At 62.8% G+C, this 15,362-nt stretch carries 16 protein-coding genes; 13 read left to right on the top strand and 3 right to left on the bottom strand.

Annotation, left to right across the window (positions count from 1 at the left end):
- A partial coding sequence (locus ACT6QU_RS05520; RefSeq protein WP_444836863.1) for an IS3 family transposase occupies window positions 1-240 on the top strand: 240 nt, incomplete at its 5' end.
- Between the two features lie 30 nt (window positions 241-270).
- On the opposite strand, the gene ACT6QU_RS05515 is transcribed toward ACT6QU_RS05520, so the two are convergent.
- Complete coding sequence (locus ACT6QU_RS05515) at window positions 271-2,436, bottom strand: hypothetical protein (RefSeq protein ID WP_444563004.1); 2,166 nt, start codon at window positions 2,434-2,436, stop codon at window positions 271-273.
- Between the two features lie 661 nt (window positions 2,437-3,097).
- Here ACT6QU_RS05515 and ACT6QU_RS05510 point away from each other — a divergent pair.
- Window positions 3,098-3,589 (top strand): DUF4168 domain-containing protein, encoded by a 492-nt coding sequence (locus tag ACT6QU_RS05510; RefSeq protein WP_444563003.1) that lies wholly within the window; start codon window positions 3,098-3,100, stop codon window positions 3,587-3,589.
- A 3-nt stretch (window positions 3,590-3,592) separates the two neighbouring features.
- Here the strand turns inward: ACT6QU_RS05510 and ACT6QU_RS05505 are convergent, their stop codons facing one another.
- Window positions 3,593-4,219, bottom strand: a complete 627-nt coding sequence (locus ACT6QU_RS05505) for a MarC family protein (RefSeq protein WP_444563002.1) — start codon at window positions 4,217-4,219, stop codon at window positions 3,593-3,595.
- Between the two features lie 271 nt (window positions 4,220-4,490).
- Here ACT6QU_RS05505 and gyrA point away from each other — a divergent pair, with 271 nt between their 5' ends.
- Window positions 4,491-7,295 carry a DNA gyrase subunit A gene (gene gyrA / locus ACT6QU_RS05500; RefSeq protein WP_444563001.1) on the top strand — a complete coding sequence of 935 codons (2,805 nt, stop codon included), beginning with the start codon at window positions 4,491-4,493 and terminating at the stop codon, window positions 7,293-7,295.
- Here the strand turns inward: gyrA and ACT6QU_RS05495 are convergent.
- Entirely contained in the window at window positions 7,289-7,420 is a 132-nt protein-coding gene (locus tag ACT6QU_RS05495; RefSeq protein WP_280113745.1) for a hypothetical protein, read from the bottom strand. The two genes, gyrA and ACT6QU_RS05495, sit on opposite strands and share 7 nt — an antisense overlap.
- 165 nt (window positions 7,421-7,585) lie before the next feature.
- Between ACT6QU_RS05495 and coaD the strand changes: the two genes are divergently transcribed.
- From coaD to ACT6QU_RS05445, 10 genes are all read left to right on the top strand, one after another.
- Entirely contained in the window at window positions 7,586-8,083 is a 498-nt protein-coding gene (gene coaD / locus ACT6QU_RS05490; RefSeq protein WP_444563000.1) for a pantetheine-phosphate adenylyltransferase, read from the top strand.
- Window positions 8,084-8,101: 18 nt separating this feature from the next.
- Window positions 8,102-8,677, top strand: coding sequence for a peptidylprolyl isomerase (locus ACT6QU_RS05485; protein WP_444562999.1), 576 nt, complete (start codon window positions 8,102-8,104; stop codon window positions 8,675-8,677).
- 52 nt (window positions 8,678-8,729) lie between these two features.
- Window positions 8,730-9,239, top strand: a complete 510-nt coding sequence (locus ACT6QU_RS05480) for a peptidylprolyl isomerase (RefSeq protein WP_024585558.1) — start codon at window positions 8,730-8,732, stop codon at window positions 9,237-9,239.
- A 23-nt stretch (window positions 9,240-9,262) separates the two neighbouring features.
- The gene (locus ACT6QU_RS05475) at window positions 9,263-9,625 is read left to right on the top strand and encodes a hypothetical protein (RefSeq protein WP_444562998.1); all 363 of its coding nucleotides are present in this window, start codon (window positions 9,263-9,265) and stop codon (window positions 9,623-9,625) included.
- Between the two features lie 5 nt (window positions 9,626-9,630).
- A complete protein-coding gene (queA, locus tag ACT6QU_RS05470; RefSeq protein WP_444562997.1) occupies window positions 9,631-10,704 on the top strand; it encodes a tRNA preQ1(34) S-adenosylmethionine ribosyltransferase-isomerase QueA in 1,074 nt (357 codons plus the stop codon).
- A complete protein-coding gene (tgt, locus tag ACT6QU_RS05465; protein WP_444562996.1) occupies window positions 10,704-11,834 on the top strand; it encodes a tRNA guanosine(34) transglycosylase Tgt in 1,131 nt (376 codons plus the stop codon). Before queA ends, tgt begins: the two co-directional genes overlap by 1 nt.
- Window positions 11,835-11,873: 39 nt before the next feature.
- Entirely contained in the window at window positions 11,874-12,284 is a 411-nt protein-coding gene (locus tag ACT6QU_RS05460) for a DUF2177 family protein (RefSeq protein WP_444562995.1), read from the top strand.
- A 129-nt stretch (window positions 12,285-12,413) separates the two neighbouring features.
- Complete coding sequence (locus ACT6QU_RS05455) at window positions 12,414-13,526, top strand: D-alanyl-D-alanine carboxypeptidase family protein (RefSeq protein WP_444563020.1); 1,113 nt, start codon at window positions 12,414-12,416, stop codon at window positions 13,524-13,526.
- Between the two features lie 80 nt (window positions 13,527-13,606).
- On the top strand, window positions 13,607-14,275 hold the full coding sequence (gene tmk, locus ACT6QU_RS05450; RefSeq protein WP_444562994.1) for a dTMP kinase: 669 nt from the start codon (window positions 13,607-13,609) through the stop codon (window positions 14,273-14,275).
- Window positions 14,265-15,305, top strand: coding sequence for a DNA polymerase III subunit delta' (locus ACT6QU_RS05445; RefSeq protein ID WP_444562993.1), 1,041 nt, complete (start codon window positions 14,265-14,267; stop codon window positions 15,303-15,305). The genes tmk and ACT6QU_RS05445 overlap by 11 nt, the downstream gene beginning before the upstream one ends.
- Window positions 15,306-15,362 lie beyond the last annotated feature (57 nt).

Below are 15,362 nucleotides of genomic sequence, written 5' to 3'. Positions count from 1 at the left end.
AAGCACCACAATCTTGAGCATTCGATGAGCCGGCGCGGCAACTGCCATGACAATGCCGTGGCGGAGAGCTTCTTTAATCTCCTCAAGCGCGAGCGAATCCGGCGAAGGACCTACCGAACACGCGAAGAGGCAAGGCAGGACGTGTTCGACTACATCGAGATGTTCTACAACCCGAAGCGCAAGCACGTCAGGAACGGGATGCTGTCACCCGTCGAATTCGAACGGCAGCAGGAACTGTAACCCGAGGGCGTCCACGAAACTCGGGGCTATTCAGAGGTTGTAGATGGCATAGCGCTGGATAATGAGCCTCCAGGCTTCAAAGAATGTTGTCTGGTCATAGGCTGCTGTCACGCTGTTCACCTTCATCGTCTTGACAAAAAACGTACCAGGGTCGTGGGCTCCCTTCAGAAGCCTCAGCCGATGGCGACCAACATAAGCCTCCAGATGATAGTAGAAATCGCCTATGTTCGGCAGCACAAGGCGGAAAGGCTTATCGCCGAAATATGAGGAACTGGCGTTCTTGAACGCCGCCGCGGGAATAAAGACCTCCCAACCCTGATCTCGCTCGCTCCATCGCAATTCGCCAACCTTCATGTCCTCAAGGTGGCGTTCTGATGTATGAGTACGGCCTCGAGGACACAGTAAGAGCTGCCGAAGGTTTTTCTGGCGAAGGCCCGTGTGAAGGCCAAGCCGAATAATGAGGAACGAGCGGGTGGCTTCGGCTGCCGCCACCGGATACCGGCACTCGTCCGGCATCATTCTCAGAATCTCGTCCGCGATCTTCCGATACTCTCCGACAGGGCTGTCTGCTTCTAAGATGGGCAGGATTGGCTCGAACGGATCGCGGTGGACCTTGGCCACGCGCTGGATTTCCTTGATGCGGCCCGCACAGTGCTTCTGGCAAAGGTCGCATGCGGCGTCCCAATCAGACTGGGTAGCAAGGATTTCCGCTTCAGATATGAGTGCAGGAATTGCTTGGATGTGGTGAGCAAGATCAGGGCGTTGTCGAAGCCAACCGGTTTCTGCACGAGTTAGCGCCAGCGCGATCCTGAGCATGTCTACCTCCCAGGAAGTGTAGAAGCCGCGGCGCTTCTCGCGCCAGGTCAGATACCAATCCCACACTGCCGGGAAGACGAGCATCGCAAAGGTCAGCGCTTCGAGCGGGATGCCGAGGCCTCGCACTGCACTACGCTTCGGTGCCGCGAGCGAACCAAAGAGAAGTCCGAAGTGCTCGACCTTCTGTGCTGCTGTTTCGCCTCCCCACACACCCACTCTCTGGAAACCAATGGTAGTTAGTGTCGCCGTCTTGAATCGCAGTAGCTCGGACATCTCAAGCCATAGACGCCGAGGTGCATCGACGGCCACATTTGTCGCACCTTCCGTATCGATATCATCTGCGTTGGGAGCCGCCGATTGCTGATGGCTTGACAGTGGTCTGTCAAAGCCGAGATCTTGGTCTAGTATGCCGGGGAAGCGTACGGCGTAGCGGTTGCGCAGTGCCAGCGCTTGGAACCGCCTGTAGTCGGTGCCACCAGAAATGATGTTCTCTTGTACCCATTTAAGAATTTCTTCCTGCCCGTAAGGAGGCCTGCGGTCGAAATCGTCAGGTAGGTGCCAGGCCAAACGTCTTCGTTGTGACGGCGTAACATTGGCCGGGTGGTGTCCAGAGGTGGCGCGGTTTGGCTGCGCCAGTTTCGCCTTGAAGTAGCCTGAAGGAAGCCGATAGCGTCGTTCGATCCGTCCAAGGATCTCGAAGCTCGTCGCTGCCCGAGGAGTCTTGGTGCCTTGGATCCAACTCGTAAAGGTCTTGTGATTGAATGACTCGTCGGATTGGACAACTGCGCGATGTAGGTGCCATACAGAATCGCTATGACGATCCATATGGAGCTTAAGTGCCTCCGAAAACGTCAATGGCTCTTCCCAAACAGCCCATTGCGCCTCGGGAAACTCGACAACTGGCTTGGGCATCATACCTCGGCGGCGGCCAGAAGAGAGGCTGCATCTTGGCCGACCGGAGCGCGCTGCCGCAGCCATGGCCGTCTCTTCCCATCGCCATTCCGGACTGCTCTTGCTATTTGATCTGCGCGCGGAAGGCGCTGGTACGTTGGGCTGCTTCGGCATCTTGATCTTCGTCTGCGCACCTCGAGCGTGTTCGGAGGCGGTCGGTTCCAGAAAACGGCAGATTGCGTCGAGGGCGGGCTCCAGCGTTGCTCGGGCTTCCGCCAGTGCGGCCTGATCCAGGTCGACAGCTTCGGCAATCGCTTGCCAATCCAGCCTGCCACCCACGCGAGGTGGCAGGATGCCGCTGCGGATGAGCCTTTGAAGATAGGAGCTAAGGCGCTCGAGGTCGCGTGGTGGAAGAACTGTAGCTCCGCGCTGACGCAAAAACTGACTGATCATGCGGGGAAATGCCGCCCGCTTCGCACTGCCTGCCATTGAACACTCGCCTAAGTGCGACGACGCCGTGTCGTTGCCGGCTTGCATCCCTAGCCGGCCGAAGCGCCGACGTCATCCTCCGTCGAAATCGACTTTTCGTGCTGTGGAAAACTTGTCTGGTGAGGATTTCGGAACTGGAGAAGGTGCGAGATTGTTCGGCGCCGCTTTTGAGGCATAGAGCCCTCAGAATTTTGATCGCCACATGAGAATTGGCATTCGGACGCAGCTTCGCCGCGCCCGCTTGCCAATCCTCCTGTGCCGATGCCGAAAAAAGTGGTTGTTTACACGGACCGAGTTTACACTCAACTGCGATCCGGAGAGCTGTACAGCAGGCGTGCCATGGGGTCAGAGCGCGACGTTGACAACCGTGACCACATAGAACCGTTCTGATCTTTCCCATTCGTTATGAATTCGCAAAGGGCCGGTGCAGATAGCGCCGGCCTTTTTGAATTTTTGTCTCATCTTCAAAGATCAATTGAGTGGCAATTCGAACAATCGATGCCAATCTCCGGGCTGCTGAAATCACCCGGCGTTGTCGGATGAATTCATGGTTGCGTTTTCCCTCGATGGGCTTCTCCCAAGCCTTTCGATGTGACGTTGCCGAACATGCCGGAATTTCGAAATACTTCCGGCAATCGAAATGGAAGGGCGTAATATGCCGATGAACACGAAAATCCGCGCAGCAATTCTCGCGACCACTTTAGGCTTTGCGGGAGCGACCGCGCTTTCTGCAATCGCGCAGGAGACGATGGAAGCGCCCGCCGCACAGGCTCCCGCCGAACAGACTGGGCCCGCCGCCAACTACGACGAGGCGAAGCTGCAATCCTTTGTCGTCGCCTTCCTCCAGGTCGACCAGATCAACCGGACTTACGCGCCGCAGCTTCAGGAAGCCGAGGGCGAGGACGCGCAAAACACCGTTCGCGAGCAGGCCAGCGAAGAGATGGTCGATGCGGTCGAGTCCGTCGACGGTATCACGGTCGAGGAGTACGGCACGATCATCCAGCAGGCGCAGACCGATCCGGCGCTCGCCGAGCAGATCAACACATATATCCAGGCCGCTGTCGGCCAGCCGGCGCAGCCCGCAGCACCTGCGGAGCCTTCCGCGGCGCCTGCCGAGCCGGCGGCTCCGGCCGAGCCTGCGCCAGCACAGTAAGGCTCAAGCGGCCGCCATCAGCGCCTTGATGCCGTCGGCGACGAACTGGACCGCCAGCGCGGCCAGGATGACGCCGAGAAGGCGCGTGAGGATCGATCGACCGGTTTCGCCCAGAAACCGGTCGATCCGTTCTGCGGCGATGAAGACGAGCCAGGTCAGCCCGATGCAGGCGGCGATGATCGCGACGAGCAGGGCGCGGTGGGGCGCGGAATCGAATGTGCCGGACAAGAGGACGGTCGCCGAGATCGCGCCCGGCCCGGCGATCAGCGGCAATGCCAGCGGAAACGCGGCGATGTTGCGGATGTGGTCGACGGTGATCGCAGCATCGGCGCTCTTTTCCTTGCGCTCATTGCGGCGCTCGAAGATCATTTCGAAGGCGATGTAGAAGAGCAGAAGCCCGCCGGCCACGCGGAAGGCGGGAAGCGTGATGCCGAAGACCGCCAGGATAGTCGTTCCCGCCACTGCGAACAGCGCCAGAATGGCGAAGGCGATGATGCTTGCCCGAAGTCCGACCTGTGCGCGCTCGGCGCGGTTCATGCCGCCCGTCAAAGCCAGGAAGAGTGGCGCCAGCCCCGGCGGGTCGATCGTCACGAGAAGCGTCACGAAGGCGTTGAAGATGGCGTCGAACACGTCGGAATCCGTGGTGCGAGTGGCTCGAAGGAGCGTCCTTATCGCATGTTCGGGCCGCTGCCGCATCCTCGTGGAGGCGGATGGTGGGTGAGCCCGATCGCCACACGATCGCCGCGTTTTCCCCAGTTTGTCGCGACAAATCGAATTGGGCTGGCTAACGCATTGATAAGTCGTAGGTTATTCGACACTGCGTGCAGGCGGAGGGTTTGGCATTTTCCCTGCCGTTCCTATATAAGTTGCCTGTGATTCATCAGCACGATCGTGAACCCACTTGACCGATTTGACGACACCGCGCGGGCCGCAGGGCGGACCGGACGACATCGAGCCGATTTCCATCATCGAGGAAATGCAGCGTTCCTATCTCGATTACGCCATGAGCGTGATCGTGAGCCGGGCGCTACCGGACGTGCGCGACGGGCTCAAGCCGGTGCATCGGCGCATTCTCTACGCCAGCCATGAGAGCGCCTATTACTGGAACCGGAAATACGTGAAATCGGCGCGACCGGTCGCCGACGTCATGGGTAAATACCATCCGCATGGCGATGCCTCGATCTACGACGCGCTGGTGCGCATGGCGCAGGACTGGTCGCTGCGCGTGCCGCTGATCGACGGGCAGGGCAATTTCGGTTCGATCGACGGCGATCCGCCGGCGGCGATGCGCTACACGGAATCGCGCCTGACCAAGGTCGCGCACGAACTGCTCGAGGACATCGACAAGGAAACGGTCGACTGGCAGGACACCTACGATTCCTCCGGCCAGGAGCCGAAGGTCCTGCCGGCGCGCTTTCCGAACCTTCTGGTCAACGGTTCGGGCGGCATCGCGGTCGGCATGGCGACGAACATCCCGCCGCACAATCTCGTCGAGGTCGTCGATGGCTGCATCGCGCTGATCGACAATCCGGCGATCGAGCTGCACGAATTGATGGAGATCATCCCCGGTCCCGATTTCCCGACCGGCGGCATCGTGCTCGGCAAGGCGGGTATCCGCAGCGCCTATGAAACGGGCCGCGGCTCGATCCTGATGCGCGGCAAGGTTCATGTCGAGCCGATGCGCGGCGACCGCGAGGCGATCATCGTCACCGAGGTGCCGTTCCAGGTGAACAAGGCCTCGATGATCGAGAAGATGGCCGAACTCGTGCGCGATAAGCGCATCGAGGGTATTTCCGATATTCGCGACGAATCCGATCGTCAGGGCTATCGCGTCGTCATCGAACTGAAGCGCGATGCCGTTGCCGACGTCATCTTGAACCAGCTCTACCGCTTCACGCCGCTGCAGACCTCCTTCGGCGCGAATATCGTGGCGCTCAATGGCGGCAAGCCGGAGCAGCTCAACCTGCTCGACATGTTGCGCGCCTTCGTGTTCTTCCGCGAGGACGTCGTCAGCCGGCGCACGAAGTATCTTCTGCGCAAGGCGCGCGAACGCGCGCATGTGCTGGTTGGTCTCGCCATCGCCGTCGCCAATATCGACGAGATCATTGCCCTCATCCGCAAGGCGCCGGACCCGCAGACGGCGCGCGAACAGTTGATGACGCGGCGCTGGCCGGCGCATGACGTCGAAGCGCTGATCCGCCTGATCGACGATCCGCGTCACCGGATCAACGAAGACGGCACCTACAACCTCTCCGAAGAGCAGGCCCGCGCGATCCTCGAACTGCGCCTGCAGCGCCTGACCGCGCTCGGCCGCGACGAGATCGCCGACGAGCTGAACGCGATCGGTGACGAGATCAAGGATTTCCTCGACATCCTGTCGTCGCGCGCCCGCATCCAGCGGATCGTCAAGGATGAATTGATCGCGGTTCGCGACGAGTTCGGCACGCCCCGGCGCACCGAGCTTGCCGAAGGCGGCGCGGACATGGACGACGAGGACCTGATCGCGCGCGAGGACATGGTCGTCACGGTCAGCCATTCCGGTTACATCAAGCGCGTGCCGCTCTCGATCTACCGGGCGCAGCGGCGCGGTGGCAAGGGCCGTTCGGGCATGTCGACCCGCGACGAGGATTTCGTCACGCGCCTGTTCGTGGCCAGCACGCACACGCCGATCCTCTTCTTCTCCTCACGCGGCATCGTCTACAAGGAAAAGGTCTGGCGCCTGCCCATCGGCACGCCGCAATCGCGCGGCAAGTTCCTGCGCAACATGCTGCCGCTGCAGGAAGGTGAGCGCATCACGACCATCATGCCGCTTCCGGAAGACGAGGATAGCTGGGGCAATCTCGACGTCATGTTCGCGACGACGCGGGGCACCGTTCGCCGCAACAAGCTGTCCGATTTCACGCAGGTCAACCGCAACGGCAAGATCGCGATGAAACTCGACGAGGAGGGCGATGAAATCCTCGGCGTCTATACCTGCACCGAGCATGACGACATCCTGCTGACCGCAGGTTCGGGGCAGTGCATCCGCTTCCCGGTCACCGATGTGCGTGTGTTCCAGAGCCGCAATTCGACGGGCGTACGCGGCATCAATCTCGGTGACGGCGACAGCGTGATATCGATGGCGATCCTGCACCATGTCGACGCGACGCCGGCCGAGCGTGCCGCCTATCTGAAGCAGTCGGCGGCCGAACGGCGTGCAGTGACGGGCGAAGAGGAAGAAATCGCGCTGACCAACGAGGAAGTTTCCGACGACGCGCAGATCGATAGCGATCGGTATGAGGAACTGAAGGCGCGGGAGGAGTTCGTCCTGACCGTGAGCGAAAAGGGCTACGGCAAACGCTCGTCGTCTTACGATTTCCGCGTCATCGGCCGCGGCGGCAAGGGAATTCGCGCGACGGACGTTTCGAAGACCGGGGAAATCGGCTCGCTCGTCGCCGCTTTCCCGGTAGAGAACGACGACCAGATCATGCTCGTATCGAATGCGGGGCAGGTCATCCGGGTGCCGGTCAATGGCATCCGCTTCGCCAGCCGCGCGACCAAGGGCGTGACGATCTTCAATACTGCGAAGGACGAAAAAGTCGTTTCGGTGGAGCGGATTTCGGACCCGCAGAACGACGAGGAAGAACTTGAGAGCGAGGCTGAGATCGTGGCGCAGACCGCCGCGGACGCAGCAGGTGGTCCGGCAGCGACGGGAGAAGATCAGTAGCGGTAGCGATTGATCTTCTGCTGGCGGCTCTCGACACGAACGCGCTGGGCTTCCTGATGCAGGCCGAACGCCGTGGCGATCAGCATTGCGAGGGTCATGGTGGCTGCGAGCATGATGATGATCATGGTGTGTCTCCTTGCCGAATTAACGACGAATGAATCAAAAGGTTTCATCGGCTGTCTTGACAATCGTCATTTTCCGCTGAACCCGTTCTGAGAGTGCCGTTCATCTGACGTTCACGCCGCGCCCCGGCATTTGCCATCCATGCATCGTCTGAGTAGAAGCCCTTCATGACTGAGCGCATTGCCTTTTACGCGGGATCGTTCGATCCCCTGACCAACGGCCATCTCGACGTTCTCAAGGGCGCGCTCGCGGTCGCCGACCGGATCGTCGTCGGCATCGGCGTGCAGGCTTCCAAGAAGCCGCTGTTCTCGTTCGAGGAACGGGTCGACCTGATCAAGCAGGCCTGTACCGATGAACTCGGCGCGGAATCCGCGCGACTTGAAGTGGTTTCGTTCGACGGTCTCGTCGTGACCGCATCGCGCCAGCACGGCGCGTCGATCATGATCCGCGGCCTGCGTGACGGCACCGATCTCGATTACGAGATGCAGATGGCGGGCATGAACGAGACGATCGCGCCGGAGCTTCAGACCGTCTTCATTCCGGCAAGTCCGTCAGTTCGCACGATTACCGCCACACTCGTCCGCCAGATAGCCTCGATGGGCGGCGACATCTCGGCATTCGTGCCGAAGAGCGTCGCTCCGGTGTTGCGTCAGAAATTCAGTTAGGTTCTCAGGGAGTTCGACATGTCCTTCGTCCGTTTCGCCTCGTCCACGCTCATCGCCGCCTTCATGGCGACTTCGGCGCTTGCCGCCGAGCCGGAAGATACGATGATCATCACGCTGAAGGACGGCGAGGTGACAATCGCGCTTCGGCCCGATCTCGCGCCGCAACATGTCGAACAGATCAAGACGCTGGTCGGGCAGGGCGCGTATGACAATGTCGCCTTTCACCGCGTGATCGACGGCTTCATGGCGCAGACCGGCGACGTGCAGTATGGCGACATGGAAAACGGCTATAACAGCCAGCGCGCCGGCACCGGCGGCTCCGACCTCGGCAACATCCCGGCCGAATTCTCGGCGGAGAATTTCGTCCGCGGCACCGTCGGCATGGCGCGCGCGCAGGACCCGAACTCGGCGAATTCGCAGTTTTTCATCATGTTCGACGCCGCGCCGCCGCTCGACGGCGCCTATACGATCGTCGGCGAAGTCGAGAGCGGCATGGAACTGGTCGACAACATCAAGAAGGGCGACCCGGCCATGAACGGCTCGGTCACCGACCCGGACCGCATGGTCAGCGTCCGTATGGGCACGGCCGAATAGCTGCGCGCGAGCGCGGGCGAGTAATTCTCATTCAGACACGGAAGGAACGACTATGGCCGAGATCAAGGATCCGGAAAACACGATCGTCATGGAGACGACCAAGGGCAACGTCACGATCGAGCTTTATCCCGACCTGGCGCCCGGCCATGTCGCGCGGATCAAGGAACTGGCGCGCGCCGGCGCCTATGACGGCGTCGTCTTCCATCGCGTGATCGACGGCTTCATGGCGCAGACCGGCGACGTCAAGTTCGGCAAGAAGGGCGGCAAGGACTTCAATCCGGGCCGCGCCGGCATGGGCGGTTCGGACATGCCGGACCTCAAGGCGGAGTTCTCCAACGCCAATCACGGCCGCGGCGCCTGCTCGATGGCGCGTTCGCAAAATCCGAACTCGGCCAACTCGCAGTTTTTCATCTGCTTCGGCGATGCCGGCTTTCTCAACCGCCAGTATACGGTCTGGGGTCAGGTCATCGAAGGCATGGACAATGTCGACAAGATCAAGCGTGGCGAGCCGGTGCAGGACCCCGATACCATCGTGTCGATGAAGGTCGTCGCCGACGCGTGATGCGACGCGCGGCCATAACATTGATGATGGCCCTTAGTGCCGGGAGCGCCTACGCTTCCGGCACGATTTCTTGCGCCTCCGATGATGGTGCTTCGGTCGAACTGACGCTCGGCAGCCTGCCGGTGCTTTCCGTCGTGGGGGTCGAGATCGCGGCCGGAGAACAACGCTGGACGACGATCGACGGCCGGGACGCCCTGCCCGTCGTCGTCGGGCAGGCGGCGCGATATGGCGATCTCGTCGTCGTCGACGTCACCGATCCGAACATCGAGCGGATCGTCGCCGAGTTGCGGCTGCTGTCGGCGACCGAAGAACGCGATCACGTGATGGCCGGGACACTGCGGATCGTCGGGCAGGGAGCCTATGCGCTGACCTGCGTGGGGCCCTGATTTCGATGCGTGTCGACCTCTTCGACTTTGACCTGCCGGAAGACCGGATCGCGCTGCGGCCGGCCGAGCCCCGTGACGCGGCGAAAATGCTGGTGGTAGCGTCGGACGGTCTTGCCGACCGCTCGGTGCGCGACCTGCCGTCGTTCCTGCGGCCGGGGGACATGCTGGTCTTCAACGACACCAAGGTCATTCCGGCACAACTGACGGGCTTGCGCGGGCGTGGCGAGGCGGTCAGTGAGATCGGCCTTACGCTGCACATGCGCGTTGCGCCCGATAGCTGGAAGGCGTTCGCGCGGCCGGCCAAGCGGCTCAAGGTCGGCGACCGGATCGAATTCGGCCATGGCGGGTCGATGTGCCTTGCCGGGCGCCTGACTGCCGAGGTCTGCGAGAAAGGCGACGCCGGCGAGGTGACACTGGCCTTCGATCTGTCGGGCGCGTTTCTCGACGAGGCGCTGCACGCCGTCGGCCACATTCCGTTGCCGCCCTACATTGCGTCGAAGCGCCCGGAAGACGCGCGCGACCGCGCGGACTACCAGACCGTCTATGCGCGCGAGGAGGGGGCCGTCGCCGCGCCGACGGCGGGGCTGCACTTCACGCCGGGCCTGCTGGCCGCGGTGAGTGCGGCCGGCGCGCAGACTGCCTTCGTCACGCTCCATGTCGGCGCGGGCACGTTCCTGCCGGTCAAGGCCGACGACACTGACGACCACAAGATGCACGCCGAGATCGGGACGATCGACGTCGCGACAGCCGACAGATTGAACGCCGTTCGTGCCGCGGGCGGGCGCATCGTCGCGGTCGGCACGACGTCGCTGCGGCTCCTCGAAAGCGCGGCACGCGAGGACGGTACGATCGCGCCGTGGTCCGGTCCGACCGATATCTTCATCACGCCCGGCTACCGCTTCAAAGCGGTCGATGTGCTGATGACGAATTTCCACCTGCCGCGCTCGACCCTTTTCATGCTCGTCTCGGCATTTGCCGGGACGGAGCGGATGCGTTTGGCCTATGCCCACGCGATCGAGAATCGCTACCGGTTCTACTCCTACGGCGATTCGAGCCTGCTCTTCAGATCGGACGATTGATGACCGAGAATTTCGAATTCCGCGTCCTCGCGACGGACGGCGCGGCGCGGCGCGGCGAGATCACCATGCCGCGCGGCACGATCCGCACGCCGGCCTTCATGCCGGTGGGCACCGGCGGGACAGTCAAGGCGATGTATCTCGACCAGGTGCGCGATCTCGGCTCGGATATCATCCTGGGCAACACATACCACCTGATGCTGCGACCGGGCGCTGAGCGTGTCGCGCGGTTGGGGGGGCTGCATGAATTCGCGCGTTGGCCGCACCCGATCCTGACGGATTCGGGCGGGTTCCAGGTCATGTCGCTGGCGCAGTTGCGCAAGATCACGGAACAGGGCGTCAAATTCCGCTCGCATATCGACGGCACGGTCTACGAGATGTCGCCGGAGCGCTCGATCGAGATCCAGGGCCTGCTCGACAGCGATATCCAGATGCAGCTCGACGAATGCACGGCGCTGCCGGCGGAGCACAAGGCGATCGAGAAGGCGATGGAGCTTTCGCTGCGCTGGGCCGAGCGCTGCAAGACGGCGTTCGGCACGCAGCCCGGCAGGGCGATGTTCGGCATCGTGCAGGGCGGCGACGTGCCGGCGCTTCGTGAGCGCTCGGCGCTGGCGCTGCGCGACCTCGATCTGAAGGGCTATGCGGTCGGCGGCCTTGCGGTCGGCGAACCCCAGCAGGTGATGCTCGACATGCTGGAGGTGACCAATCCGCTTCTGCCCGAGATGAAGCCGCGCTACCTAATGGGCGTCGGGACGCCGGACGACATCGTGAAATCGGTCGCCCGCGGCATCTACATGTTCGACTGCGTGATGCCGACGCGCGCCGGCCGGCATGGGCTTGCCTATACGCGGCGCGGCAAGATCAACCTCAAGAACGCGCGGCACGCCGAGGACCATCGTCCGCTCGATGAGGAAAGCGATTGCCCGGCCGCGCGCGAGTATAGCCGCGCCTATCTGCATCATCTCGTCAAGTCCGGCGAGTCGTTGGCGGGAATGCTGCTGACATGGAACAATCTCGCTTATTATCAGTCGCTTATGGCCGATATCCGAAGCGCGATCGAGGCGGGGCGGTTTGCGGACAGGGCAGGCGAGATCACGGAAAACTGGGCGCGCGGCGATCTGCCGGCGCTCTGACGGCGTAGACGGTTCAGTCGCAGCAATCGGGATCGTCAGATGACCAAGTATCTTTCCGCCTACGGGATCGCCCTCGTCCTCTTCCTGATCCTCGATGCGCTCTGGCTCGGCGTCATCGCCCGCAATTTCTATGCAACCCGGATGGGTGACCTTCTGCTCGACCAGCCGCGCTGGGGCGTCGCAGCGGTGTTCTATGCGGTCTACATCGTCGGGCTCGTCTATTTCGGCGTAGCCGCAGGCATGGCGGCGGGGGCATGGCAGGCGGCCGCGCTCAACGGCGCGCTGTTCGGCTTCTTCGCCTATCTCACCTACAATTTCACCAATCTCTCGGTCCTGCGCGGCTATGACGGCATCGTCGCGATGGTCGACACCGGCTGGGGCACGTTCATGGGCGCGGTCGTTGCGGGCGGCACCGTTGCAATCCTGCAATGGCTCGGTCAGATCGACTGATCGCGCGAGGTTGAGTTGCGAGATTGCCGACCCCGGTGCTAGCCTTCGTCGAAGGGCACATATGGGGTAGGTAGGGCAATGTATGATCGGCGAATTCCGGGCGTGGCGATAGCCGCGTTCCTGTGCGTCATGGGACTTGTGACGAGCGCGTCCGCCCAGCTCTTCGAGACGCGCGCGCAGCAGGCCTTCATGATCGATGCCGACACCGGCACGGTCCTCTTCTCCAAGGACCCCGATGCACTGATCCAGCCGGCCTCGCTCGCCAAGCTGATGACGATGGAGGTCGTCTTCAACGCATTGAAGACCGGCCGGCTGACGCTGCAGGACGAGTTCTTCGTCAGCGAGAACGCCTGGCGTACCGGCGGCGCGATGTCGGGCGGATCGACCATGTTTGCCGAAGTGCGCTCGTCGATCAGTCTCGAAAATCTGATCCAGGGCGTGATCGTGCAGTCTGCGAATGACGGGTGCATCATCATCGCCGAGGGTATGGCGGGCTCGGAAGAAAATTTCGCGCAATTGATGACCGAGCGTGCCCGTGAGATCGGCATGACGCGATCGGTGTTCAAGAATTCCACCGGACTGCCCGCCGAAGGGCAGGTGGTGACCGTGCGCGAACTCGCCATGCTCGCGCATCACATCTGGACCGAATATCCGGACCAGTATGACTATTACGCGCAGCCAGAATTCACCTGGAACAACATCACCCAGCGCAATCGCAACCCGCTCTTGCGCATGAATATCGGCGCCGACGGGATGAAGACGGGCTTCACACAGGAATCGGGCTACGGCATCGTCGGGTCAGTCGCGCGCGACGACCGGCGCCTCTTCGTCGCGCTGAGCGGCATGGAGAGCGACGCGGTGCGCGCCGAGGAAGCGCGCAAGATCCTCGACTGGGGCATGCGCGCCTTCGACAAGTATCAGATATTCGCGGAGAACGAGGTCGTCGGCGAGGCCAAAGTCTATGGCGGAGAGAAGGGCGGCGTCGGTCTGCGGTCCAACGGGCCGATCTCGCTCTTCGTGCCGTTGACCAACCGCGACCGCCTCGTCGCGCGCATCGTCTATGACGGGCCGGTCATCGCGCCGGTGGAGGAGGGCGCGCGGGTCGGCACGCTCAGGGTCTGGATCGGCGATGCGATGAGCCAGGAAACGCCCCTCTATGCTGCCGAATCGGTCGATACCGGCAAGCTCCACCAGCGCGCGCTCGACGCGATCGAGGAACTCGCCGTCGGCTGGATGCGCTGATCCACCGGTCGCATTTGGCGCGCGCCCGCATTATCTGCTAGGCGCTGGGGCGAGTTCAGCGGCCGGCGAAAGGATGCGCATTGCCACGAGGACATTTCATCACCTTCGAAGGCGGCGAGGGGGCCGGAAAGTCGACCCAGATCCGGCTTCTTGCCGACCGTCTGGAGGCCGAGGGCCATGAGGTCGTCGTCTCGCGCGAGCCCGGCGGTTCGGCGGGCGGGGAGGCGGTGCGGCACGTGCTGCTTTCGGGCGCGGCCGAGCCTTTCGGGCCGGCGATGGAGGCTATGCTGTTCGCGGCCGCCCGATCCGACCATGTCGAGCAGATCATTCGGCCGGCAATCGAGGCCGGCAAGATCGTGCTGTGCGATCGCTTTCTCGATTCCTCACGCGTCTATCAGGGCATTTCAGGGCGGCTCGACAAGGCGTTCATGACGGCACTGGAGAGCGTCGCGATCAACGGCATGATGCCCGATCTGACGATCATCCTCGACCTTGACCCGGTGGAAGGCATGCGGCGCGCGGCAAGCCGGCGCGGCACCGACGATGCAGACCGCTACGAGAAGGAAGACCTGTCGCTGCACGAGGAGCGCCGCGAGGCCTATATAGACATCGCCCGCGCCGAGCCCGCGCGCTGCGTCATCATCGACGCGTCGAAGGAGCGGGATGCGGTCGCAGATGCCGTGTGGAGCCGGGTCGAGAAGGTAATCGCGCCTGCGGGGAGCTTGCTGCAGGTCGCTGATGAGCTTTGAACGCATCGCGCCCGAGCAGTATGACAGCATTCCCGAAGTGCCCGAACCGGTGGAACATGCCGAGTTGTTCGGGCATGTCGGGGAAGCAGACGAACTGGCGCGCGCCTACCGGACGGGCAAGTTCCACCACGCGCTGATCCTTTCGGGAACGCGCGGGATCGGAAAGGCGACGCTCGCCTTTCGGCTGGCCCATCATCTGCTCGCCAATCCGCGCCCGGCCGAAGCGCCGTCGACGCTCGCGCGGCCGGACACGGCGTCTACGCTGTTCAGGCTGATGGCGCAGGGGGCGCATCCGTCGCTTCTGCACCTGACGCGGCCTGCCGCCGATCGCGGAGCCGGTTTCAAGTCGGCCGTGACCGTCGACGAAATCCGCCGCGTCGGACGGTTCCTATCGATGACCTCGCATGATGGCGGCTACCGGGTCGTGATCGTCGACGCCGCCGACGACATGAACCGAAACGCCGCCAATGCGCTTTTGAAGAGCCTGGAAGAACCGCCGCCGCGTACGCTCTTCCTGCTCGTCGTTCATTCCATCGGCCGAATGCTGCCGACGATCCGCTCGCGCTGCCAACTCCTGAAGCTGAAGCCGCTGGCCAGCGATGATCTCCTCGCCGCATTGCGGGCGGTTTCGCCGGGGTCGGAAGAGGTGCCGGACGATCTCGCGGCAAAGGCCTCGGGCAGCGTGCGCGAGGCGCTTTTGATGACGCAGTTCGGCGGGCTCGATATCGCCAATGCGGTCGACGTCGTGGTCTCCGGCGGCAGGTTCGATGTCGCCGCGGCCTACCGGATTGCCGACGCCGTCGGCGGACGCGATTCCACGGTCCAGTTCCGACTGTTCAACGAGCATGTCGCTGGCATCGCCGAGGCGCGGGCGCAGGCGGCCGGTCGGGCCGGCGACGCGGAGTTGGCGGCGCGGCTCGCCGATCAATGGTTTGGCGTGCGCCAGCGCATCGTCGATACCGACACCTACAATCTTGACAAGCGCCAGCACGTTGTCGGGCTGCTCGGCCAGCTTTGCGCCGCGCGCTGATTGCGCGACTGGCCAAATGGCGGTGCGTGGTCTATGTGACCGCGACCAGATCCGAGA

The sequence above is a fragment of the Aliihoeflea sp. genome (genome assembly GCF_052435475.1).
In the GTDB taxonomy this organism is placed as follows: domain Bacteria; phylum Pseudomonadota; class Alphaproteobacteria; order Rhizobiales; family Rhizobiaceae; genus Aliihoeflea.
This window is presented reverse-complemented; position numbering and strand designations above follow the sequence as displayed.

What these genes read in the sequence shown, in the direction of transcription:
- ACT6QU_RS05515 (WP_444563004.1), bottom strand. Translation starts at nt 2,436, where the DNA reads ATGGCAGGCAGTGCGAAGCGGGCGGCATTTCCCCGCATGATCAGTCAG.
- ACT6QU_RS05510 (WP_444563003.1), top strand. Translation starts at nt 3,098, where the DNA reads ATGAACACGAAAATCCGCGCAGCAATTCTCGCGACCACTTTAGGCTTT.
- ACT6QU_RS05495 (WP_280113745.1), bottom strand. Translation starts at nt 7,420, where the DNA reads ATGATCATCATCATGCTCGCAGCCACCATGACCCTCGCAATGCTGATC.
- coaD (WP_444563000.1), top strand. Translation starts at nt 7,586, where the DNA reads ATGACTGAGCGCATTGCCTTTTACGCGGGATCGTTCGATCCCCTGACC.
- ACT6QU_RS05485 (WP_444562999.1), top strand. Translation starts at nt 8,102, where the DNA reads ATGTCCTTCGTCCGTTTCGCCTCGTCCACGCTCATCGCCGCCTTCATG.
- ACT6QU_RS05480 (WP_024585558.1), top strand. Translation starts at nt 8,730, where the DNA reads ATGGCCGAGATCAAGGATCCGGAAAACACGATCGTCATGGAGACGACC.
- ACT6QU_RS05475 (WP_444562998.1), top strand. Translation starts at nt 9,263, where the DNA reads ATGATGGCCCTTAGTGCCGGGAGCGCCTACGCTTCCGGCACGATTTCT.
- queA (WP_444562997.1), top strand. Translation starts at nt 9,631, where the DNA reads ATGCGTGTCGACCTCTTCGACTTTGACCTGCCGGAAGACCGGATCGCG.
- tgt (WP_444562996.1), top strand. Translation starts at nt 10,704, where the DNA reads ATGACCGAGAATTTCGAATTCCGCGTCCTCGCGACGGACGGCGCGGCG.
- ACT6QU_RS05460 (WP_444562995.1), top strand. Translation starts at nt 11,874, where the DNA reads ATGACCAAGTATCTTTCCGCCTACGGGATCGCCCTCGTCCTCTTCCTG.
- ACT6QU_RS05455 (WP_444563020.1), top strand. Translation starts at nt 12,414, where the DNA reads ATGGGACTTGTGACGAGCGCGTCCGCCCAGCTCTTCGAGACGCGCGCG.
- ACT6QU_RS05445 (WP_444562993.1), top strand. Translation starts at nt 14,265, where the DNA reads ATGAGCTTTGAACGCATCGCGCCCGAGCAGTATGACAGCATTCCCGAA.